The following is a 21,719-nucleotide window of genomic DNA, read 5'->3' as shown; positions in this document are numbered from 1 at the left end:
TCTGGCGGTCTAGCCGCGTGAGGATGTGTCTGTCGTGAGGCCGATGGTACCCGAGTTCCGGGGCGGGACAAAGCAGGTCCGTACACACGCGCGGCAACCGGCTGCGCGTGTCAGGGGGTGCGGCTCAGCCCGCGTGCTCCCCCGCCATCTCGACCCGTGCCGGGCCCTCGACGGCCTGCGTCTCCCCGAGCACCCAGGCCTCCAGCCCACGCTCGGACGCCGTGCGCACCAGCTGGTCGACGGACTCGGCGGGGGCCACCAACGCCATGCCGACGCCCATGTTGAGGGTCGCCTCGATGTCGGGCTGGCTCACCTTGCCGACCTGCTGCACCAGGGAGAAGATCGCGGGCGGCGTCCAGCTGTCGCGACGCAGGGTCGCGGCGACGCCGGCGGGCAGCACCCGGGCCAGGTTGTTGGCCAGGCCGCCGCCGGTGACGTGGCTGATCGCGTGCACCTCGGCGGCGTCGACGAGCGCGAGGATGTCGCGCGCGTAGACCTGCGTCGGCGTGAGCAGGGTCTCCCCCAGCCTTGTGCCGAGTTCGGGGACGTCGCGGTCCAGCGCCCAGCCGGCCTGGTTGAGCAGCACGTGGCGCACCAGCGAGTAGCCGTTGGAGTGCAGGCCCGAGGACGCCAGCGCGACGACCACGTCGCCGGCCCGGACGCGGTCCGGCCCGAGGATCTTCGAGCGCTCCACGACGCCCGTGGTGGCGCCGGCGATGTCGTACTCGTCGGCCTCCAGCAGGCCGGGGTGCTCGGCGGTCTCACCGCCCAGCAGCGCGGCGCCGGCGACCTCGCAGGCGGCGGCGATGCCCTTGACGATGTCGGCGATCCGCTCGGGGACCACCTTGCCGCAGGCGATGTAGTCGGTGACGAACAGCGGCTCGGCGCCCACGACGACGAGGTCGTCGACGAGCATGCCGATCAGGTCGAAGCCGATGGTGTCGTGCTTGTCGAGGGCCTGCGCGATGGCGACCTTCGTGCCGACGCCGTCGGTGGAGGTGGCCAGCACGGGGTGGTCGTAGGCCTTGAACGCCGACGCGTCGAAGAACCCGGCGAAGCCGCCCAGCCCGCCCAGCACCTCGGGGCGGTGGGTGCGCGCGACGTGGGCCTTCATCAGCTCGACGGCGCGGTCACCGGCCTCGATGTCGACACCGGCGGCGGCGTAGGCGCTCCGGGCCTCAGTCATCGTCGTCACCTTCCTGCGCGATCAGGCGCATCTGCTCCGCCGCGCGGGGCGGCACGGGGATCGGGTAGTGGCCGTCGAAGCACGCCCGGCACAACCGCTTCTTCGGCAGCCCGGTGGAGGCGACCAGCCCCTCCAGCGAGATGTAGGCCAGGGAGTCGGCGCCGATGGAACGGCAGATCTCGTCGACGTTCATGCCGGGCGCGATGAGCTCGGCGCGCGTGGCGAAGTCGATGCCGTAGAAGCAGGGCCACTCCACGGGCGGGGAGGCGATCCGGACATGCACCTCGGCGGCGCCCGCCTCGCGCAGCATCTTCACCAGCGCCCGCTGGGTGTTGCCCCGCACGATCGAGTCGTCGACGACGACCAGGCGCTTGCCCTCGATGACGTCTCTGATCGGGTTCAGCTTCAGCCGGATACCCAACTGGCGCAGCGTCTGCGACGGCTGGATGAACGTGCGGCCCACGTAGCTGTTCTTGACCAGGCCCAGCCCGTAGGGGATGCCGGACGCCTCGGCGTAACCGACCGCGCTCGGGATGCCGGACTCGGGCGTCGGGATGACGAGGTCGGCGTCCACCGGGGACTCCAGCGCCAGCGTGCGGCCGATCTCGACACGGGTGGTGTGCACGCGGCGGTCGGCGATCACGGTGTCGGGGCGGGCCAGGTACACGTACTCGAACAGGCAGCCCTTGGGGTTGGCCTCGGCGAAACGGGCCGAGCGGAGGCCGCCGGAGTCGACGCAGATCAGCTCGCCGGGCTCCACCTCGCGGATGAAGGTCGCGCCCACGATGTCCAGCGCCGCGGTCTCGGAGGCGACGACCCAGCCGCGCTCGAGGCGTCCGAGCACCAGAGGTCGCACGCCCTGCGGGTCGCGGGCGGCGTACAGGGCGTTGTCGTCCATGAACGTGAAGCAGAACGCGCCCTGCAGGCGGGGCAGCACGGCGAGCGCGGCGTCCCACGTCGAGTCGGTGAAGGTCGCCAGCAGCGCGGTGACCAGCCACGTGTCGTTCGTGGAGTCCATCGATTCCTTGCTGGCGACCTTGGCGTGCGCGTCGCGCTCGCGCAGCCAGGCCTCCAGCTCGGGGGTATTGGTCAGGTTGCCGTTGTGCGCCAGCGCCAGCCCGCCGTTGGGCGTGGCGCGGTAGGTCGGCTGGGCGTTCTTCCAGACGGACGCCCCGGTGGTCGAGTAGCGCGTGTGCCCGATCGCCAGGTGGCCGAGCAGGGAGTTCAGCGTGGGCTCGTCGAAGACCTGGGAGACCAGGCCCATGTCCTTGAAGACCATGATGCGTTCGCCGTTGCTGACCGAGATGCCGGCCGACTCCTGGCCGCGGTGCTGCAGCGCGAACAGGCCGAAGTAGGTGAGCTTGGCGACCTCTTCGCCGGGGGCCCAGACGCCGAAGACGCCGCACTCCTCGTTGGGCTTGGGGTCGCCGACCGGGTCGAGCAGGTGCAGGGCGCGCGTCACTGGAGTGAGTCTAGTGCCGCCCCGACCCCCGCGGACCCCGATGCCCACGACGTCACCGCACCAGGCGCACGGTGAGCGGATAGCGGACCTTCTTGCCGGCGGCCGCGTCGATCGTGGCGAGCACCCGCAGCACCACCCACAGGATCGGCAGCAGCACCAGGAACACGTAGCCGACGAGCACGAACGTGCCGAGCGAGGCCAGCAGCATCCCGAACCAGAAGGTGATCTCGAAGTTCAGCGATTCCAGTGCGTGCTCGCGCACGCGGGGGTGCGACTCCCCCACGGTCATCAGGATCACGAACGGCCCCAGCCAGGTGGTCACCAGCGCCACCCAGTGGCTCGCCGGAACCCAGGTGCGCTCCCGCCCGACCAGGGGCGGGTCGCTCGGCGGGGGCGGGTACCAGACGGGCAGTTCGGACGCCGCGGGCGCGGGCCAGCCGTACGCCGGCGGGGAGGCCGGCTGGGTGGGCCCCGGGCTCGGTGCCGCCTGCGGCTCGACCGGCCGTTTCCAGGCCGTGGGTGGATCCCACGCGGAGGGCGGGTCCCACCGCGGGGGCGGCTGCTGGTCCATCAGCCCTCCATCGCGGCGCGCAGCGGCGTGCCCCAGGCGGCGCGGAGGTCGGCCAGGCCGAGGGTGAACTGGCCGAGCACCTCGAGGGCGGGCTGCTCGAGCACCTCACCCAGGCGCGTGACGGGCACGCCGGCCGCGGCGCAGGAGCGGCGCAGCGCGTCGTAGTGCTGCCCCGAGACCGACACGAGCGCCCGCGCCGGGGACTCGGCGAACAGCGTCACCGTGGGGTCGCCCTCGGGCAGGGTCAGCGACACCCCGAGGTCGTGGCGCAGGGCGGCCTCGACCAGCGTCTGCGCGAGCCCGCCGGCGGCCAGGGCGCGGGCCGAGCTGAGGATGCCCGCACGGGCCGCGTCGACCAGGACGCCCGCGAGGGCGGCCTCGGCGGCCGGGTCGGGGAACGGGGGCATGCCGCCCAGGTGCCCGTGCACGGCGCCGGCCCACGCCGACCCGGACAGCTCCGCCCCGGTGCGGCCGAGCAGCACCACGGCGTCGCCGGGGTGCGCGAAGCCCCCGGGCGTCCGGGTGGCGACGTCGTCGAGGGTGCCGAGCGTGGCGACCACCGGCGTGGGGTGCAGGGCGGCGCCCCCCGCGCGGTCGTGCAGGCGGCCGCACGCGGCCGGCAGGGTGAGGCCCAGGCGGTCGGCGGCGTCGACCAGCCCGAGGCGCATCTCGTCGCGCTGCCAGGCCGCGGCCGGGGCGTCCGCGTGGCCGGCGTCGAGGCAGGCGAGCGCGCCCCGGGGCTCGGCCCCGGCGGCGGCCACCCGGCGCACGCCCTCGGCGAGGGCGAGCTGGGCACCCAGGTACGGGTTGAGCAGGGCGAAGCGGGGGTTGCCGGTCACGGCGAGCGCGGCACCGCGCCCCGTCCCGGCGTCCAGGCGCACCAGGCCGACGCCCTCGGGGGCGGACAGCACCGTGTCGCCGCGGACGTACCGGTCGTACTGCTCGGAGGCCCAGGCCCGGTCGGCCAGCGCGGGCGAGCCGGCCAGGCGCAGCACCTGCTCGCCCAGCCCGTCGCCCGTGGTCGCGCGCGGCAGGTCCTCGGCGCGGTCGGCGTTCACCCGGTCGATCCAGCCCGGACGGGCGGGCGGGGGCATCGCGCCTGCTGCCGGAGGCGCGGCGGGCGGGGTGGTGGTCGCCTCGGGGTCCACGACACCGACCGCGACCGCGTGGGCCAGCGGGGCGTCGGCGTAGACCTCGTCGGCCACGAGCAGGCCGCCCAGGCCCGGCAGGTCGAGGCGGCGCGCGTCGGCGGCCAGCCCGGCGACGAGGCGCGGGAGGAGGTCGACGGTGGCGTCGGCGTCCCACGGGCCGAGGTGGACGGCGTCGAGGACGGCCAGCGGTTCGGCACCGGCCGCGCGCAGGTCGGCGGCGACGGTGGCCACCGCGGTGTCCGCGCCCGGTGCGGCTACGGGGTCGTGCGCGGCGATCGCGAAGGCGACGGCGAGCCCGTCACCGACGTCCACCACGGCGCCCCGCCCACCCCCGGCGGGTGCGTTCTCATCGGTGTCGGCCACGGGCGCCAATCTACCCTGCGCGCTAGGGTGGGGGCACCGGCGTCACCACGACGCCGCCCGTTGTCGATGGGGGGGTTCCCGTGCCCGAGAAACTCGTCCGACTCGCGGCCCACGCGGGCCAGTCCGCCACCCGCCTGACCACGTACGGCGGGGTCGAGCCCCGCTCCCTGAGCCTGCCCGGCATCGAGACCGACCGGCCCCTGCCCGAGCAGTGGGCCCACTCGATCCGGCGTTTCCTCGACGAGAACACCGACCTCGAGGTGCACACCGTCACCCTCGGCGCGAGCGGCCTGGGCCGCGAGACCGCGCACGACCTGCTCCCCCTGCTTGCGGGCACGCCCGTGCGGCGCGTCGTGCTCGCCCACGACTCGGTCACCAACTACCTGGGCGCGATCGGCGACGGCGAGGGCTGCGTGATCTCGGCCAACACCGGCACCATCTGCCTGGCCGTCGGCCCGCGCGACACCGCACGCGTCGACGGGTGGGGTCATCTCCTCGGCGATGCCGGCTCGGCCTACTGGATCGGGCGGACCGGGCTGGAGGCCGCCCTGCGCGGCCACGACGGACGCCGCCAGATGACGGCGCTGACCGCGGCGATGCGCGAGGTGTTCCCCGAGCTCGAGTCGGCCTACCTCGACCTGCAGGCCGCCCCCGACCGGGTCGCCCGGATCGCGCGGTTCGCCGACGTCGTGGCCGAGCTGTCGGCGTCCGACCGCGTGGCCGGCAACATCCTCGACAAGGCCGCCGCCCACCTGTCGGAGGCGGTGCAGGCGGCGATCCGGCGGGTCCACCTCAGCGGGCCGCAGCCGCCGCGGGTCGCGGCGGTCGGCTCGGTGTTCCGCCACGAGCGCGTGCTGCGCCGGTTCACCGACTACCTCACGCTGCAGTGGCCGAGCTTCGCGCTGTGCGAGCCGGCCGGCGGTCCGGTCGACGGGGCCGCGGCCCTGCACGCGCTCGACCCGGCGCACCCGCTCTCCAGCCGCCTGACCGCCGCCGAGCGCTGAGCTCGATCACGCGGCGCCGAGGGTCTCCCCCACCCAGGCGTCGAGCCACCCCGAGTCCACCAGCACCTGGGCCGCCGAGGCGTCACCGTGCAGGAGGACGCGCGGGCCGTCGAGCCCGCGGTCGGCGACGCGGGCGGCCAGGGCGTCCAGCCGGTCGGCGAGCGCCGGGTCGAGGTCGCGCAGCACGGTGGTGGGCACGCACGCGGGGGGCGTGCGCCGCCCCAGGTCCGCGGCCAGGTCGGCGTCACCCAGGACGTCGCCCGTCGTGGCGTGGAGCCGCGCGAGGGCAGCCCCCGCCCAGCGCACGCCCTCATCACTCGGGGTTCTGGCCAGGTCGGTGTCGCCGAAGAACCGACGCGACGACACGTGCTCCTGCCCGCCGGCGTCGAGTACCTCGGGCACCGGCACGCCCAGCGCGGCGAGACGCCCCAGCAGGCGTTCGCGAAGCGGGTCGGGGTGCGCGCCCACCCGGACCACCGCGTCGCGGTCGCGCACCAGCACCCGGCGCAGGGGGTTGTACCGCAGCACGGCCTCGGGTCGGTCGACCAGCTCGCGCAGGCGCTTCGGACGGGCCGCGCGCAGGGGGTTGGCCAGCCCGGGGTCGGTGCCGATGCCGCCGGACTGGAGCACCAGCCCGCCGGGGAGGGACCGCTCGACGACCTCCAGCCCCCGACGACGGGCGCGCTCCGCGGTCTTGGCCGCCTTGTCGGACGCCGCGGGCCACAGCACGCGCGCCCAGCCGGTGGGGCGTCCGGTGGCCGGGTCGGCCAGGCCGAGCACGAGCAGGGCGCCGGGCTTCGCCCGCACGGACGCCGCGCGGGCGGGCCGGCCCACGAGGGAACCCAGCTCGTCGGCGTCCAGCAGCCGGTCGAGGACGTCGGCCAGTTCGCTCACGACGACACCCCCACCCGGACGCCCTCGCGGTCGCCCTCGGCGGCCGCAACCCACGCGCGGAAGGCCTCGTGGCGGGCCAGCAGTCGGGCCGGGGCGTCGGTGAAGAGGAGCTTGCCGTCCTCGATCCAGGCGATCCGGTCGGCGGTCAGGGCCACCTGGACGTCGTGGGTGACGGCCAGGGTCGTGCGGCCCTCGCACAGCTTCTCGATGGCCCGCAGGACCTCGGCCGCGGCCGCCGGGTCGAGCCCGGTGGTCGCCTCGTCGAGCACGACGACGGGGCTGTCGTGACCGTCGAATGTGAATGTTCTCATCGAACACATTGCGGCGGGCAGGGAAGCCCGGCCCGGCGGCGGGATGGGCTCAGGCCGCGGCGCGCAGGTAGCTGAGCACGCTGCCCAGGAAGAGCAGCCCGTCCTCGGACGGCCCCGTCAGGGCCTCGACCGCGTACTCGGGCCGGACGAGCACGCCCACGACCGTGCCGCTCTCGTTGGTGATGCCGGCGATGTCGTGCACGGACCCGTCGGGGTTGACGTCGACGTAGCGCAGCACGACCTGCCGGTTGGTCTCGAGCCGGGCGGCCACGTCGGGCTCGACCCCGAAGCCGAGGCCACCGCCGGTGAGCACGAGGTCGAGGTTCTGCCCCTCGTCCATCGCGCAGGTCCAGACGGTGTCGCGGGACTCGACCCGCACGCGCTGCTCGCGGCAGACGAACGTGCGCCGGTCGTTGCCGAGCAGGGATCCGGGCAACAGCCCCGCGGCGCACAGGGCGCCGAAGCCGCGCCCGATGCCGAGCACCGGCAGGCCACGCTGGGCGGCGTGGACGATGGCCTCGGAGAGGGTGTCGACGGTGTCGGTGAGCACGAGGGCGTCGGCCCCGGAGAGGTCGTGCGGGTGGGGGCCCAGCTCCACGGCGAGCGCTCCACCCAGGCGGACGGCGTTCAGGACGTCGTCGTACGGGGCACCCTGGACGCCGACCACGCCGATGCGCATCACCGCTGCCCCAGCGGCGGCGTCACGCCCACGGTCACTCGCGCCATGGGGGAATCCTACCGCCACAACGGTATCTGCCGGGAAACGGCATACCCGGCGGGGTCGCTCAGTTGAACGGCAGCCCCGTCAGGCGCGTGTAGGCCTCGACGTAGCGGTCCCGCGTGGCGGCGACGACGGATGCCGGCAGCGGGGGCGGCGGGGTGTCGGAGGAGCGCTCCCAGCCGGACTCGTGGGCCAGCCAGTCGCGGACGAACTGCTTGTCGAAGCTGGGCTGGACCCCGCCCGGCTCCCACTGCTGGGCGTCCCAGAACCGGGACGAGTCGGGCGTGAGCACCTCGTCGGCGAGCACGAGGGTGCCGTCGGGGCGGCGTCCGAACTCGAACTTGGTGTCGGCCAGGATGACGCCGCGCTCGCGGGCCACCTGCTCGGCGTGGGCGTAGACCCGCAGGGACGCCTCGCGGAGCTCCTCGGCCTGCTCGGCCCCGTGCAGCTCGACGATGCGCTCGAACGGCACGTTCTCGTCGTGCTCGCCCACGGCGGCCTTGATGGCGGGGGTGAAGATCGGCTCGGGCAGGCGGTCGCCGTCACGCAGGCCGGCGGGCAGCTCGATGCCGGTCACGGTGCCGCCGGCCTGGTACTCGGCCCAGCCCGACCCGGTCAGGTAGCCGCGCACGACGCACTCGACCGGCACCATGTCGAGGCGCTCGGTGATGATCGCGCGGCCGGTCACGGGCCCGGGCACGTCGGCGCTGACGACGTGGTTGGGGATGATGCCGGCCAGCTGGTCGAACCACCACAGGCTCAGCCGGGTCAGGACCGCGCCCTTGTCGGGGATCGTGGAGGTCAGGACGTGGTCGAACGCCGAGATCGCGTCAGTGGCCACCATGAGGAACCGGCCCGGCGCTCGGCCGTCGCCGGTGTCGGGGGCGTCGGGCAGCGCGTAGAGGCGTCGCACCTTGCCGGCGTGCACGAGGGGGAGCTCGAGTCCGTAGTCGTCCATCACGGCCGCGATCCTAGCCCCGGGGACGCGCGTAACCTTCTGTGTCCCAGCTGCGTTGTGCAGGGCGTCCCACGTGGGACGCTGACCGTTGAGGAGGTGGGCCATGAGGGCACCGGCACCCGACGAGGCGTTCGCCGAGTTCGTGCGCTCGTCGGCACCGTCGCTGACCCGCACCGCGTGGTTGCTCACCGGCGACCGCGGGCACGCGCAGGACCTGGTCCAGAACGCCTACGCCAAGACCCTGCAGGCCTGGGGGCGATTGGACGCCGAGGGCGCGCTCGCCTACACCCGCCGCGCCGTGATCACCGGCAACATCGACCGGTGGCGGCGCACGAAGGGGGAGGTCGCCGTCGGGCTCGACTTCGACCGGCCCGCGCCGGGCTCCTTCGAGGACCGCGTCGCCGACCGCGACCGCGTCGCCCGCATGCTCGCCACCCTGACGCCCACCCAGCGGCGCGTCGTGGTGATGCGCTACTACGAGGACCTCACCGAGGCCCAGACCGCCGAGGCCCTGGGCATGACCGTGGGCGCCGTGAAGGCCGCCTCCCACCGGGCGATGTCCGCCCTCCGCTCGCACTACCCGGACGCCGCGGGCTCGCCCGGCGGCCGCCCCACCGACCCGCAGAAGGGAGCCCTGCGATGAACGAGCTCGAGCAGATGCTCCGCGCCGACCTGCGCGACGTCGCCGGCACCGTCGACATCCCGATCTCGGTGGACGCCGTCGCCGCCGAGCGCGACCGCCTCGACACCGAGGAGCGCCGCGCCCACTGGGGCGGCCGCGTCCTCGCCGCGGCCGTGGCCGCCGTCCTGCTCACCTTCGCGGTGTGGTGGGTCCAGACCAACGTGTTCCGCGTCCCCGACACGGCCGTGCCGAACCCGCTGCAGACGCCCGTGGCGCCGCCCCCCGTCGACTCGGTGTCGCCGACGCCCTCGCCGTCGGGTGTCTCCTCCGCTGCGGCCTCCCCGTCCGCCTCCCCGACCCCCGGCTCGGCCGCGCCCACGGCGTCCGGAGCGCCCGGGGCGCGCACGGTCGGGACGTACGTGTACTTCGTGCCGACCGATTCCTTCCCCAACCTGGTGCGCGAGCTCAAGCAGGTGTCGGCCGAGACCCCCGCGCGCGGCGCGCTCGAGGCGATGCTGGCCGGCCCGAGCGACCCCGAGGCCGCGAACCTGTGGAACCCGGCCACGCGCATCTTGGGGATCGCGAAGCACGGCGACGTGATCACCGTAGACCTGTCGCGCGAGGCGCTGGACTTCAACCTGGGGGCCTCCTACGAGGGGTTCATGGTCGACCAGCTGGTCTGGACGGTCACCGAGGCGTTCGCGCCCACCGATCGCGTGCTCATCACCATCGAGGGTCGCGAGTTCGCGACCGGGCACAATGTCTACGACCGGCCGATGGGCCGCGGCGACGGCACCCAGAGCGCCGTCCGGCTGCTGATCGACACCCCGGCGCACGGCGCCACGGTCTCGTCGCCGGTGCGGGTCACCGGGCTGGCGGCGGCCTTCGAGGGCACGATCCTCTGGGAGGTCCGCGGGCCGGATCCCAACTCCGGGGTCGTCGCCGAGGGCGTGGCCCAGACCGACGAGGGCATGACCCTGGCGCCGTTCGCCTTCGACCTCCCGCCGCTGGGCCCGGGCACCTACGAGGTGCGCGTCACGCTCGACGACCCGTCGGGCGGTGAGGCCGGTCCCCCGGCGTCGGAGACCAAGGTGTTCACCGTCGGGTGAACCGGCCCGGGCCACCCCGTCGGGGTGGCCCGGTAGCCTCGTGACATGGGACGACCATGCAGCCTGGCCGCCGCCCTCGCCGCCGCGGCCCTTGTCACCGGGTGCTCGGCGCCCGCCACCAGCCCCGCCCCGACCGGCCCCGGCGCCTCGTCCGGGCCCGCGGCGACCACCGCCGCCATCCCGGCAGGGGGCGCGAGCACGGCAGGCAGCCCGACCGGGACGCCGGCGTCCGGACCCCGCACCGCCCCCGACGGCCGCCCCTTCGTGGTGAACGAGAGCGCCGACCTGGACGAGCCGTGGGCCCTGGAGTTCCTGCCGGGGACGGACCTGCTCGCCATCACCGAGCGCAGCGGCCGCCTCTGGCTGTACGGGCCCGACGGCATGGTCGAGGTCACCGAGGGCCTGCCCGAGGTCGTGGACGCCGGCCAGGGCGGGCTGGGCGACCTGGTCGCCGCCCCCACCTTCGCCGAGGACGGCACCGTCCTCCTCAGCTGGGTCGAGGCCGGGCAGGGCGGCTCGGGTGCCGCCGTCGGCCGGGCGACACTGGTGACCGAGGGCTCGCCCCGACTGGAGGGGCTCACGGTCATCTGGCGGCAGACACCCAAGGTCTCCGGCAACGGGCACTTCAGCCACCGGCTGGCGTTCTCCCCCGACGGGCAGTACCTGTTCATCAGCTCGGGCGACCGGCAGAAGATGGAGCCCGCCCAGGACCTCTCGAACACCCTCGGCACGATCGTGCGGCTCACCGCCGACGGCCACCCCGCGCCGGGCAACCCGTTCGCCGCGGACGGGTCGCCGGCCGACGAGATCTGGAGCTGGGGCCACCGCAACCCCCTCGGCCTCGCGTTCGACGCCGACGGCCGGCTGTGGGCCTCCGAGATGGGGCCCCAGGGCGGCGACGAGCTCAACCTGATCGCGCCGGGGATGAACTACGGCTGGCCCAAGGCGTCCAACGGTTCGCACTACGGCGGCGGCGAGATCCCCGACCACACCCCGGGCGACGGCTTCGAGGCCCCCTACGTGTGGTGGACGCCCTCGGTCTCGCCGGGTTCGCTGATGATCTACTCCGGCGACGCGTTCCCCGACTGGACCGGCGACGCCTTCATCGGCGCTCTCTCGGGTCAGGCGCTGATCCGCGTCGACCTCGACGGCGGCAACGCGACCAAGGCCGACCAGTGGGACATGGGCCAGCGCATCCGCGACGTCGCGCAGGGACCCGACGGGTCGATCTGGCTCGTCGAGGACACCCCCGGCGGACGGCTGCTGCAGCTCACCCCGCCGTGACGTCCCCCGCGTCAGGGAGACACCTCCACGACGGCGTGCGCGCCGCGCTCGGCGTCGACCATGACGTGCGACACGGCCGGGTAGTGGCCCGGCTCGGGGAAGGTCAGCTCGACGAACCCGCCCTGCGCGGGGAGCAGCGGCAACACCTGCGCGCCGCCGTCGGTGGCCCCGAAGGCTCCCTCGCCGCGGCGCAGCGTGTACGACCCCTCGGTCCAGGAGGTGTCGAACTGGCCCCCCACGATGTGGAACGAGCTCGCCCGGTTCGGCCCGGCGTCCAGCACCCAGAACCGCACCCGCTCGCCCACCCGCACCGTGAAGGGGTGCAGGTCGTACTGGTTGGCGATGCCGTTGAACACCACCCGGTCGGGGCGCTCGGCGACGACCTTGTCGGCGTCGAGTTCGAGCGCCTGCTCGGCTGAGGTGGCCGCGTTGGCGAGGAACACCTCCGACTGCACCAGCACGTAGCTGTGGTCGACCGCGGGCAGCCCCTCGGGTTCGATCACCACCGCACCGTGCATGCCGGCGGCGATGTGGCTCGACATCGGCATGGTCGAGCAGTGGTACATCCAGATGCCGGCGCGGGTGGCGGTGAAGCGGTAGACCAGCGACTCCCCCGGCGCGATGGTGCGCATCGGCCGGTCGGGGGCGAGGGCCCCGGCGTGGAAGTCGATCGAGTGCCCGATCGTGCCGTCGTTGACCAGCGTCACCTCGAACACGTCGCCGACGCGGCCGTGCAGCACGGGGCCGACGGAGCCGCCGTTGAAGGTCCAGCGGGTCTGCCACAGGCCGGGCGCGACCTCGAGCGGCACCTCGGTGACGGTGAACGTCACCTTGCGCACGGTCTCGTCGGACAGCGGCGGCAGCACGGGGTCCACGAACGTGCCGAGCGTCTCTGCGGGGTTGGTGGGCGGGATCGCTGCCCCGGGCGCCGTCCCCGCCCCGGCCCCGGACGCCCCGTGCCCGGCATGTCCGCCAGCCGGGTCCGCCCGTGGGGCGGCCGCCGCCCCGGTGGGAGCCCCGAGCGCCACGACGTCGAGCACCATGCCCATCTGCCGGTGCCCGGCGACGGAGCACCAGCCCTGGGTGTCGGCGCCGATGATCCCGGCGTCGAGTTCGGCGGTGGCGCCGGGCGCGACGCGCGGCGTCCGGGCGCCGTTGAGCACGAGGTCGTGAGCCATGACGGGGTCGGTGTTGGTGAGCACCACGACCAGCCGGTCGCCGGCGGGCACCTCGATGCGGGTGGGGGTGAACTCCATGCCGTGCGCGGTCACCTCGACGCGCGTGGTGTTGCCGGAGGGCGCGACCCCGGACGCCGCGGGTGCGGCCGGCCCCGAACCCACCAGCCCGGCGGCCGCCGGATCGACGGCGACGCCCGCGGTGACCGACAGCGCGAGGGCCGCCACGGCGGCGACGACCTGGTTGCCGGTCCAGAAGGGGCGGGCCTCGGGCGCCACGGCGTCCGGGTCGCGGCGGGCGCGGGCCGACGCGCGGGCGCCCAGCACGAGCAGCGGCAGGAACGCGACCAGGCCCGCCAGCACCACGGTCGACACCGTGACCTTCACCCACGAGGGCGCCGGCATCAGCCAGAGCATGAGGCCGGCGTTGATGACCAGCAGGCGCACGGTGCCCCAGCGGTCGAACCAGGCCTGACCGGCGCGGACGACGCGGGGGCCGCCGCCCATCACCGACGGGATGAGGTACGACAACGCCCCCGACAGTATCTGCGCGGCAAAGCCGACAGCGAGCACGCCCCCGACCAGCGGGAACACGTCGCCGAGCGACCCCCACGAGGGCGCCAGCACCAGCAGCACGGCGACCCAGACGATGCCGGCCAGCCCCCACACGAGGGCGGCCAGCACCGAGGCCGGCGCGAACTCGTGCAGCCCCTTGGCCAGCAGCGGACGGGCGAGCGCGCGGCCCCACCAGAGCAGGCCCAACGCGTACCCGACGACCCCCGCCAGCGCGAGCGGGCGCCAGCCCAGCAGCGCCCCGGCCACCAGCACGACCAGCCCGGCCACGAGGATCGGCAGGGCCTGCCGCGCGAGGCGCTCGGCGCGGTCGTCCATGCGGGTGCGCAGCATCGTGGGCCAGAAGGTGACCAGGGTGCCGACGACGGTGAGGCCGACCCAGCCGAGCAGGTTCGAGGCGAGGTGGGCGACGAGCAGGCGGCCGTGCCACTCCTCAGGCAGGCCGAGGGCGAGGGCGGCGCCGAAGCCGACGCCGACCGGGAGGAAGAGGGACGCCGCCACGTACGTGTGCGTCACCACCCGGAACCGGCTCGGCAGCGCCCCGCGCAGCACGGCGACCAGGTGTACGGCGTGCCACAGCACCGCCACAGAGACCAGCACCGTCCCGAGCACGACGAGCCACCACTGCGCCAGCGGCACGCCCACGAACACCGCCAGCCCGCCGGCCGCCATCAGCAGCACGCGCGCGTCCTGGCGGCGGCGTCCGGCGTCGTCGGGCAGGGTGCGCAGCAACGTGTGCGCGAAGTGCTCACTCCACACCAGCGCGGAGTGCGTGAGCGCGCCCAGCAGCACCAGGTGGATCATCAGCCACGTCGCGTCGGGCACCCAGCGGTGCACCACGGTGATGACGACCGCGCCGGCCAGCCAGCCGAGCGCGACCTGGTCGCGCAGGCGGCGGGTGCGCGGGCGCGCGGACGCCGCGGGCCCGGGCCGGGTGGGGGTCGGGGTGCTCGCGCTCATGCCCGCACCACGCACCAGGCGGCGCTGGCCGCGAAGACGAGCAACGACACCACGGTCACGACCGAACCTCCTTGCCACAGGGCACCCCGGCCCAGGGCGTCACCGACGACACGGAACAGCAGGCCGCCGTGCAGCAGGGCGAGCGGCAGCCACAGGATGGGCCGGTAGGGCAACGGGCGCCCCAGCACGGCCGGGAAGATGATCGGGGCGTGGGCCATCACCATCGAGACCCCGAAGCCCAGGAAGGTGGTGTGGATCACGACGTCGTAGGCGGCGTCGGAGCCGGGCGCGCCCCCGACCAGCCAGACCAGCCCGGCGACCGCGAGCCAGGCGTACCCGGCGAGCAGCGCGGCCCCGTTGTAGCGGCGCAACCCGGTCGTGGTGCGCACCATCCGACGCGCGACGTCGTCGCGCGCGAGCCAGGCCGCGGTGGCCAGGAGCCCGGCGCCGAGGAGCCGGGCGCCGGCGTCCGGCCAGACGAGGGCGGACGCCGCGGCCCCGGTCACCCACGCGGACAGGACCAGCAGGATCGGGACGGCGCGCGGGCCGAGGGCGAGTTGGGCCAGCTCGGCGCGCTCGGCGGCGATGGTGAGCACGAGGAAGGCGGCCAGCAGCGGGATGAGGGCGGCGAGGTCGACGCGGAACCACAGCGCGGCGGCGGCCAGCGCGGGGATGGTCGAGAGCACCTGCACCGCGACGAGCGGCAGCGGCGCGCGCCGCCACAGCGCGAGGTAGACCGCGAGGAACGCGGCCGCGCCCTGGACGAGCAGCAGCTGCCCGAGGACGGGGAGGCCGGCGGCCAGGGTGATGCCGCCGGACCCCAGCAGCGCCGGGGCGAGGTAGGCCCAGGGTTGCCGCAGCGCCTGGGCCCGCTCGAGCGAGATCAGGGTGCCCATGAACCCGAGCACCATCACCATCCCGTGCACCCCGGGCAGGTGCGCGGCCGGCACGGGGGCCCAGACGCCGAGCGCGACGAGGGCGGCGTCCAGGCCGGCGAGCAGGGACGCCCCACCGAGTCCGAGCAGCGCCACCCGCCAGCGCCGGGAGCCGTGCCCGGGACGAGGTTCCAGGTCACCCGGACGCGGCGCGGCGCTGGCGGGGGCGGTCATGGTGGGGTGGCGGCTCCGCTCAGGCGCGGGCGAGCTTGAGGGTCCAGGCCTCGGGGCCCTCCTGCAGGTAGCTGACCTCGATGGCGTCGCCGTGGGCCTCACGGATCTGGGCGAGCAGCGGCAGCGGGTTGTGCGGGGCGACCAGCGCGAGCGCCTTGCCCGGGCTCAGCGACGCGACGGCGCCGAGGATGGCCGCGTGGCGGATCGCGTGCGGGATCGCGCGGGCGTCGAGCACGGGCAGCTCCTCGTCGTGGTGGCCGCAGGTGCAGGTCGGCTTCTCGACGACGGGCAGGTCGGTCATGGGTCTCCTCCTCGGGGAGTTCGCGCACCTTGAGTGCGTCCGGTGTGAAGGGTGGCCCCGTGAGTCCGGTTCGGGGCCACCCTTGATGCCATTTATACAGGATGAACTGTAAGTAATCCACTAGGATGGGAATCGTGAGTTCCGCGACGCCCGGGCCGAGCCGCCCCGCACCCCAGCCGACGCTGCCGCCGGCCCGCGCCCGCGTGGCCGCGCTGCTGGGCGAGCTGGGCGAGGGCGTCCCGCTGGCCGAGCTCGCGACGCGCATCGGCGGGCACCCCAACGCGACCCGCGCGCACCTCGACGCGCTGGTCGAGGAGGGGCTCGCGGAGGCGGCCCCGCTCCCCCGCACCGGGCCCGGACGCCCCGCGCTCGGCTGGACCCTCACCGACGCCGGCCGGCGCGCGGTCGCCGGCGATCCCTCGGCCGCCGCGTACGCCGAGATCCTCTCGGTCGTGGTGAGCCACCTCGCCGAGGTCCCCGGCTCGGAGGAGATCGCCCGCTCGATCGGGCGGTCGTGGGGCGTCGAGCGGGTCGCCGCACCCTCGCGGCCCGCCCTGGTCGCGGTGCTGCGCGACCTGGGCTTCGACCCCGAGGTCGACGGCGACAGCATCCGGCTGCGCGCCTGCCCGATCCTCGACGCCGCCGTGGAGCACCCCTCCGTGGTCTGCGCGATCCACGCCGGACTGGTGGCCGGGGCGTCCGGCGACGAGCGCGCCCGGCTGGTGCCGTTCGCTGAGCCCGGGGCGTGCCGGATCGACGTGGCCTGACCCCCGCCCGTAAGGCCGCTCCGGCCGCCCGCTAGGGTGAAAACCATGCGACCCAAGAGCGCGCCGCAACACACGGCAGAGCACCGCCGACTGGCCGAGTCCCCGACCGACGAGGACGCCTGGCGCCTCTGGGGCCCCTACGTGGCCGGGCGCCAGTGGGGCACGGTCCGCGAGGACTACTCCGACGACGGCGACGCCTGGGGGCACTTCCCGTTCGACCAGGCCCACACCCGCGCCTACCGCTGGGGCGAGGACGGCATCGCGGGCCTGTGCGACCGCTACGGCTTCCTCAACCTGGCGGTCGCGTTCTGGAACGGGAACGACGACCGGCTCAAGGAGCGCTGGTTCGGCGTCACGAACCACGAGGGCAACCACGGCGAGGACGTCAAGGAGTTCTGGTGGGACGTCGACGCCACCCCCACCCACGCTTGGGCCCAGCAGCTCTACCGCTACCCGCAGGCGGCCTACCCGTACGAGCAGCTGCGCGCCGGCAACGCGGCCCGGGGCCGTGACGAACCGGAGTACGAGCTCGCCGACACCGGCGTGCTGGCCGAGGACCGCTTCTTCGACGTCCTGGTGACGCACGCGAAGGCGTCCCCCGACGACATCTGCATCCGCATCACCGCCACCAACCACGGACCCGAGGCGGCGCCGCTCGACATCGTCCCGCAGCTGTGGTTCCGCAACACATGGTCGTGGGGCAACGACGACCGCCGCCCCAGCCTGCGCGAGGTGCGCCCGCCCGAGCTGAGCACCGGCGGGGCGGTTGCGATCGAGGCCGAGCACGGCTTCCTCGGCCGGTACCGGCTGCACGGCCGCGGACGCCCCGAGCTGCTGTTCTGCGACAACGAGACCGACGACGAGGCGACCTTCGGCCAGCCGCGGCGCTCGCCCCACCCGACCACGGCGGTCGACCGCGCGATCGTGCACGGCGACGACTCGCTGCTGAACCCGGCGCGCACCGGCACGAAGGTGGCACTGCGCTACCACTTCGACGCGGTCGCCCCCGGCGAGACCGTGACCGTCGACCTGCGGCTGTCCGACGAGCCGCCGCCCACCCACCTGTTCGGCGCGGCGTTCGAGGCCGTGCTGCGCAACCGGCGGGAGGAGGCCGACGAGTTCTACGCCGCGGTGATCCCGGCCGAGACCACCGACGAGGACCGCCTGACCGCCCGCCGCGCGTTCGCCGGGCTGCTCTGGGGACGCCAGCTGTACCGCTACCCGGTGGCCGACTGGCTGGCCGGGGACCCGGTGGGCCCGCCGGTGAACCGCCCGCCCCGCAACCAGGGCTGGTCGCACCTCTACCTGGCCGACATCATCTCGATGCCCGACGCGTGGGAGTACCCGTGGTTCGCCGCCTGGGACCTCGCGTTCCACTGCGTGGCGCTGGCCCACGTCGACCCGTCGTTCGCCAAGAACCAGCTCATCCTGATGTGCCGCGAGTGGGCCCAGCACCCCGACGGCCAGCTGCCCGCCTACGAGTGGGACTTCGGCGACGTGAACCCGCCCGTGCACGCGTGGGCGGCCTGGCAGGTGTTCATCGCCGACGGCGGCTGGGACCGCGAGTTCCTCGTCCGCGTCTTCACCAAGCTGATGCTGAACTTCGGCTGGTGGGTGAACCGCACCGACCTCAACGGCTCCCAGCTGTTCGAGGGCGGCTTCCTCGGCATGGACAACATCTCGGTGTTCGACCGGTCGCACGACGTGCCCGAGGGCTGGGTGCTCGAGCAGTCCGACGCGACGAGCTGGATGGCGTTCTTCTGCCTGTCCATGCTGAAGATGGCCTTCGAGCTCGCCCGCAGCGACGACGCCTGGGACGACGTGGCCACCACCTTCACCGAGCGGTTCGTCGCGATCGCCGAGGCCATGGACGCCTTCGGCCCGGACGCCACCTCGCTGTGGGACGACGAGGACGGCTTCTACTACGACGTGCTCGTGCGCGAGGACGGCTCGGAGTCGCAGAAGGTGCGCGTCCGCTCGCTGGTGGGGCTGCTGCCCCTGCTGGCCGTGGCGGTCGCCCCCGACTGGGTGGCGTCCGAGCTCACCGACTACACCGCCCGGCTGCGCTGGCTCCAGCGCCGCTTCCCGGGGCGCCTGGCTCAGCTGCTCACCGCGACCCCCGACGAGGAGGGCGCCGAACTCACCTTCGCGGTCGTCCCGCCGGAGCGGTTCGCCCGCATGGTCGGGCGCATGTTCGACGAGGTCGAGTTCTACGCCCCCGGCGGCGTGCGGTCGCTGTCGGCGGCCTACCGCGACGGCCAGCACCTGCCGGTCGCCGGCCAGGACCTGCCGATCGCCTACGTGCCCGGCGAGTCGGACTCGCCGATGTTCGGCGGCAACAGCAACTGGCGGGGGCCGGTGTGGTTCCCGATCAACGTGCTGCTCGTGGACGCCCTGCACACCTACGCCCGCCACGGCGGCAAGGCGATGCGGGTCGAGTTGCCCCGCGGCTCGGGGAACTTCGTGTCGCTCGAGGACGCGGCCTACGACCTCGAGGAGCGCCTGGTCTCGCTGTTCCGGCTCGGCCCCGACGGCCGGCGACCCGGCGACCCGTACCACCAGCCGACCGGGCCGCTGTGGGCGGCGCACCCGACCTTCAGCGAGTACTTCGACGGCGACAACGGCGTCGGGCTCGGCGCGGCCCACCAGACCGGCTGGACCGCCATGGTCGCGCACCTCATCTGCACCCCCTGAGGGGTGCGGGGTGGGACGCCGACGCGCACGCTCGCCGCTGCCCCAGCGGGCGGGGCTGGACGCCGTGTGGGTCCGCACGCCCGCGCGCGTCGGTGACACCCCGGCGCCGTTCGCCACGATGCGCGACTTCCTGCGCGCCCGGCTCCCCGAGCGGGTGCCCGTGGACGACTGGCTCGCCGTGGGCCGGTTCGTCGACGGTCAGGGGGTCGCGATCGGGCCGGACGCCCCGTACACCCCGGCGACCTTCATCTGGTTTCACAAGGACGCCGCGCCCGAGGCAGACGTCCCCGACCTGGTCGTCCTGCACCGGGACGACCGCATCGTGGTGGTGGACAAGCCGCACTTCCTGGCGACGATCCCGCGCGGCGCCCACGTGCAGGCGTCGGCGCTGGTCAAGCTCCGCCGCCAGCTCGACCTGCCCGACCTCGCGCCCGCCCACCGGCTCGACCGGCTGACCGCCGGGGTGCTGCTGTTCACCACGGCCCCGCACTGGCGGTCCCCGTACCAGGACCTCTTCGAGCAGCGTTCGGCGTCGAAGACCTACGAGGCACTCGCCCCCGCCCTGCCCGCGCTGGCCGAGCCGACGCTCGTCCGCTCCCACATCGTCAAGCTCCGGGGCCACCTGCAGGCGGTCGAGGTCCCCGACGCGGAGCCCAACGCCGAGACCTTGGTCACGCTCGTCGGCACCCGCGGCGTCCACGGCCTCTACCGGCTCGAGCCGCGCACCGGCCGCACGCACCAGCTGCGCGTGCACCTGGCCGGGCTGGGGGCGCCGATCGTGGGCGACCCGCTCTACCCGACGGTCTCCGACGCTCCCGAGGACCCGGCAGAACCGTTGCGGCTGGTCGCGCGCACGTTGTCGTTCGTCGACCCGGTGGACGGCACCGACCGTCGCTTCGACTCGGCGATCGCTCTGGCCTGATGGCAACCACGGTCACCTTCACTTTCAGGACGCCACAACCTACGTTACCGTAGGTTGAGAACACGCCCCCTAGTGAACGGCTCCGTGATGTCCCGAACCCACCCGACCATCATCCAGGGCGGCATGGGCGTCGCCGTGTCCTCGTGGCAGCTGGCCAACGCGGTCGCGCGGTCCGGCCAGCTGGGCGTCGTGTCCGGCACCGCCCTCGACGGCGTCGTCGCGCGCGTGCTGCAGGACGGTGACCCCGGCGGCCACGTCCGCCGCGCGATCGCGCACTTCCCCGTCCCCGAGATCGCCGAGCGGGTGCTGGCCGCCTACTTCCTGCCCGGCGGGCGCGCCGAGGGGCAGCCCTACCGCCCCCACCCCACGCTCACCATCTCCCCCAGCCGCGCGGCGATCGAGCTCAGCCTGGTCGGCAACTTCGTCGACGTGTGGTTGGCCAAGGAGGGCCACGACGGCGTGGTGGGCATCAACTTCCTGCAGAAGATCCAGACCGCGACGCTCTCGGCCACGCTCGGCGCGATGCTGGCGGGCGTCGACTACGTGCTGATGGGCGCGGGCATCCCCAAGGAGATGCCGCGGGTGCTCACCGAGTTCGCCGCCGGACGCCCCGGCCGCCTGACCATCGAGGTCGAGTCCCAGACCCGCACCCACACCGCGGTGCTGGACCCGGTGACCTACCTCGGCGACGCCGTGCACCAGCTGAGGCGGCCGGAGTTCATCGCGATCATCTCCCTGCACGTGCTGGGCGGTTACCTCGCCCGCGACCCCGAGATCCGCCCCGACGGCTTCGTCGTCGAGGGGCCGGTCGCCGGCGGCCACAGCGCTCCCCCGCGCGGCAAGCTCACCCTCGACGAGAACGGCGAGCCGATCTACTCCCCCAAGGACGAGGCTGACATCGAGAAGATGGTGGCCCTCGGCCTGCCGTTCTGGTTGGCCGGCGCCTGGTCGACCCCCAAGAAGGTCGCGGCGGCGGTGCGGGCCGGGGCCCAGGGCGTCCAGTGCGGCACGATCTTCGCCCTCGCCGCCGAGTCGGGGCTGACCGACGAGATCCGCGGGCAGCTGCTCGACGAACTGCGCGCGGGCACGCTGACGGTGAAGAACGACGCGCTGGCCTCGCCGACGGGGTTCCCGTTCAAGGTGGCGCGGTTGGCCGGCACGCTGTCCGAGCCCGAGGTGTACGCCGCCCGCGACCGGATCTGCGACCTCGGCTACCTGCGCCAGCCCGCCGAGACTGCCGAGGGCAAGGTCGTCTACCGCTGCGCGTCCGAGCCCGTGCACATGTTCGAGCGCAAGGGCGGCGACGTCCAGCAGACTGACGGACGCAAGTGCCTGTGCAACGCCCTGTTCGCCAACATCGGCATGCCCCAGCGCCGCAAGGGCGGCTACGTCGAGGAGCCCGCGGTCACCCTGGGCTCCGACCTCGCCGGCGCGCACGGCCTGCAGGCCGAGCACCCCGACGGGTGGACCGGCGCGCAGGCCGTCTCGTGGCTGCTGCGCGACGTCGCGGCCCCGGCCTGACCGGCTTCGACCGACAGTCCCGACCGACCCCGAACACACGACCGGGCCGGACGCCCAGCGT

General features: G+C 74.4%; 18 protein-coding genes and 1 pseudogene. 8 read left to right on the top strand and 11 right to left on the bottom strand.

From position 1 onward, the window contains the following. Window positions 1-124: 124 nt before the first annotated feature. From purM to H5397_RS00750, 4 genes are read right to left on the bottom strand one after another with little or no spacing between them, the layout of a single operon-like run. Window positions 125-1,186: a phosphoribosylformylglycinamidine cyclo-ligase gene (purM, locus tag H5397_RS00765; protein ID WP_182814402.1), complete on the bottom strand. Its 1,062-nt coding sequence runs from the start codon at window positions 1,184-1,186 to the stop codon at window positions 125-127. Then, window positions 1,179-2,648, bottom strand: coding sequence for an amidophosphoribosyltransferase (purF, locus tag H5397_RS00760; protein WP_182814401.1), 1,470 nt, complete (start codon window positions 2,646-2,648; stop codon window positions 1,179-1,181). Before purF ends, purM begins: the two co-directional genes overlap by 8 nt. 52 nt (window positions 2,649-2,700) lie before the next feature. Further along, window positions 2,701-3,219 (bottom strand): DUF4870 domain-containing protein, encoded by a 519-nt coding sequence (locus H5397_RS00755; protein ID WP_182814400.1) that lies wholly within the window; start codon window positions 3,217-3,219, stop codon window positions 2,701-2,703. Beyond that, a complete protein-coding gene (locus H5397_RS00750) occupies window positions 3,219-4,733 on the bottom strand; it encodes an AIR synthase related protein (protein ID WP_182814399.1) in 1,515 nt (504 codons plus the stop codon). The genes H5397_RS00755 and H5397_RS00750 overlap by 1 nt, the downstream gene beginning before the upstream one ends. A gap of 80 nt (window positions 4,734-4,813) precedes the next feature. Between H5397_RS00750 and H5397_RS00745 the strand changes: the two genes are divergently transcribed. Continuing rightward, entirely contained in the window at window positions 4,814-5,737 is a 924-nt protein-coding gene (locus H5397_RS00745) for an N-acetylglucosamine kinase (protein ID WP_182814398.1), read from the top strand. 6 nt (window positions 5,738-5,743) lie between these two features. Here H5397_RS00745 and H5397_RS00740 read toward each other — a convergent pair whose 3' ends face one another. The 4 genes and pseudogenes from H5397_RS00740 to H5397_RS00725 all read right to left on the bottom strand — a co-directional run. After that, on the bottom strand, window positions 5,744-6,631 hold the full coding sequence (locus tag H5397_RS00740; RefSeq protein ID WP_182814397.1) for a phosphotransferase: 888 nt from the start codon (window positions 6,629-6,631) through the stop codon (window positions 5,744-5,746). Continuing rightward, the gene (locus tag H5397_RS00735; protein ID WP_182814396.1) at window positions 6,628-6,942 is read right to left on the bottom strand and encodes a hypothetical protein; all 315 of its coding nucleotides are present in this window, start codon (window positions 6,940-6,942) and stop codon (window positions 6,628-6,630) included. Before H5397_RS00735 ends, H5397_RS00740 begins: the two co-directional genes overlap by 4 nt. Window positions 6,943-6,991: 49 nt before the next feature. After that, a complete protein-coding gene (locus H5397_RS00730; protein WP_220491867.1) occupies window positions 6,992-7,621 on the bottom strand; it encodes a phosphoribosylformylglycinamidine synthase subunit PurQ in 630 nt (209 codons plus the stop codon). A gap of 121 nt (window positions 7,622-7,742) precedes the next feature. Further along, a pseudogene (locus H5397_RS00725) lies at window positions 7,743-8,621 on the bottom strand (phosphoribosylaminoimidazolesuccinocarboxamide synthase); the annotation flags it as partial. Window positions 8,622-8,724: 103 nt separating this feature from the next. Between H5397_RS00725 and H5397_RS00720 the strand changes: the two are divergent. The 3 genes from H5397_RS00720 to H5397_RS00710 are packed head-to-tail and all read left to right on the top strand — an operon-like array spanning window position 8,725 to window position 11,636. Continuing rightward, window positions 8,725-9,264, top strand: coding sequence for a SigE family RNA polymerase sigma factor (locus H5397_RS00720; protein WP_182814393.1), 540 nt, complete (start codon window positions 8,725-8,727; stop codon window positions 9,262-9,264). After that, entirely contained in the window at window positions 9,261-10,352 is a 1,092-nt protein-coding gene (locus H5397_RS00715) for a GerMN domain-containing protein (RefSeq protein ID WP_182814392.1), read from the top strand. Before H5397_RS00720 ends, H5397_RS00715 begins: the two co-directional genes overlap by 4 nt. A gap of 45 nt (window positions 10,353-10,397) precedes the next feature. Beyond that, entirely contained in the window at window positions 10,398-11,636 is a 1,239-nt protein-coding gene (locus H5397_RS00710) for a PQQ-dependent sugar dehydrogenase (RefSeq protein WP_182814391.1), read from the top strand. An 11-nt stretch (window positions 11,637-11,647) separates the two neighbouring features. On the opposite strand, the gene H5397_RS00705 is transcribed toward H5397_RS00710, so the two are convergent. Genes H5397_RS00705 through H5397_RS00695 form a run of 3 tightly spaced genes read right to left on the bottom strand, consistent with a single transcriptional unit; the run spans window position 11,648 to window position 15,754 of the window. After that, entirely contained in the window at window positions 11,648-14,344 is a 2,697-nt protein-coding gene (locus H5397_RS00705; RefSeq protein ID WP_182814390.1) for a multicopper oxidase domain-containing protein, read from the bottom strand. Then, window positions 14,341-15,453, bottom strand: coding sequence for a hypothetical protein (locus H5397_RS00700; protein WP_255438481.1), 1,113 nt, complete (start codon window positions 15,451-15,453; stop codon window positions 14,341-14,343). The genes H5397_RS00705 and H5397_RS00700 overlap by 4 nt, the downstream gene beginning before the upstream one ends. A gap of 19 nt (window positions 15,454-15,472) precedes the next feature. Further along, window positions 15,473-15,754, bottom strand: coding sequence for a DUF2249 domain-containing protein (locus H5397_RS00695; RefSeq protein ID WP_182814389.1), 282 nt, complete (start codon window positions 15,752-15,754; stop codon window positions 15,473-15,475). 134 nt (window positions 15,755-15,888) lie between these two features. On the opposite strand from H5397_RS00695, the gene H5397_RS18630 reads away from it, so the two are divergent. The 4 genes from H5397_RS18630 (at window position 15,889) to H5397_RS00675 (ending at window position 21,658) form a co-directional block, all read left to right on the top strand. After that, the gene (locus H5397_RS18630; RefSeq protein WP_182814388.1) at window positions 15,889-16,521 is read left to right on the top strand and encodes a metalloregulator ArsR/SmtB family transcription factor; all 633 of its coding nucleotides are present in this window, start codon (window positions 15,889-15,891) and stop codon (window positions 16,519-16,521) included. A 45-nt stretch (window positions 16,522-16,566) separates the two neighbouring features. After that, window positions 16,567-19,215, top strand: a complete 2,649-nt coding sequence (locus H5397_RS00685; RefSeq protein ID WP_182814387.1) for a glucosidase — start codon at window positions 16,567-16,569, stop codon at window positions 19,213-19,215. Window positions 19,216-19,333: 118 nt separating this feature from the next. Next, window positions 19,334-20,137 (top strand): pseudouridine synthase, encoded by an 804-nt coding sequence (locus tag H5397_RS00680; RefSeq protein WP_220491888.1) that lies wholly within the window; start codon window positions 19,334-19,336, stop codon window positions 20,135-20,137. An 87-nt stretch (window positions 20,138-20,224) separates the two neighbouring features. After that, window positions 20,225-21,658 carry a nitronate monooxygenase gene (locus tag H5397_RS00675; protein ID WP_220491866.1) on the top strand — a complete coding sequence of 478 codons (1,434 nt, stop codon included), beginning with the start codon at window positions 20,225-20,227 and terminating at the stop codon, window positions 21,656-21,658. The last annotated feature ends 61 nt before the right edge of the window (window positions 21,659-21,719 follow it).

This window comes from Propioniciclava sp. MC1683 (assembly GCF_014164675.1).
Lineage (GTDB): Bacteria > Actinomycetota > Actinomycetes > Propionibacteriales > Propionibacteriaceae > Propioniciclava.
This window is presented reverse-complemented; position numbering and strand designations above follow the sequence as displayed.

Coding starts and splice junctions, on each gene's coding strand:
- purM (WP_182814402.1), bottom strand. CDS start 1,186: ATGACTGAGGCCCGGAGCGCCTACGCCGCCGCCGGTGTCGACATCGAG.
- H5397_RS00755 (WP_182814400.1), bottom strand. CDS start 3,219: ATGGACCAGCAGCCGCCCCCGCGGTGGGACCCGCCCTCCGCGTGGGAT.
- H5397_RS00735 (WP_182814396.1), bottom strand. CDS start 6,942: ATGAGAACATTCACATTCGACGGTCACGACAGCCCCGTCGTCGTGCTC.
- H5397_RS00730 (WP_220491867.1), bottom strand. CDS start 7,621: ATGCGCATCGGCGTGGTCGGCGTCCAGGGTGCCCCGTACGACGACGTC.
- H5397_RS00720 (WP_182814393.1), top strand. CDS start 8,725: ATGAGGGCACCGGCACCCGACGAGGCGTTCGCCGAGTTCGTGCGCTCG.
- H5397_RS00715 (WP_182814392.1), top strand. CDS start 9,261: ATGAACGAGCTCGAGCAGATGCTCCGCGCCGACCTGCGCGACGTCGCC.
- H5397_RS00710 (WP_182814391.1), top strand. CDS start 10,398: ATGGGACGACCATGCAGCCTGGCCGCCGCCCTCGCCGCCGCGGCCCTT.
- H5397_RS00705 (WP_182814390.1), bottom strand. CDS start 14,344: ATGAGCGCGAGCACCCCGACCCCCACCCGGCCCGGGCCCGCGGCGTCC.
- H5397_RS00700 (WP_255438481.1), bottom strand. CDS start 15,453: ATGACCGCCCCCGCCAGCGCCGCGCCGCGTCCGGGTGACCTGGAACCT.
- H5397_RS00695 (WP_182814389.1), bottom strand. CDS start 15,754: ATGACCGACCTGCCCGTCGTCGAGAAGCCGACCTGCACCTGCGGCCAC.
- H5397_RS00685 (WP_182814387.1), top strand. CDS start 16,567: ATGCGACCCAAGAGCGCGCCGCAACACACGGCAGAGCACCGCCGACTG.
- H5397_RS00680 (WP_220491888.1), top strand. CDS start 19,334: ATGCGCGACTTCCTGCGCGCCCGGCTCCCCGAGCGGGTGCCCGTGGAC.
- H5397_RS00675 (WP_220491866.1), top strand. CDS start 20,225: ATGTCCCGAACCCACCCGACCATCATCCAGGGCGGCATGGGCGTCGCC.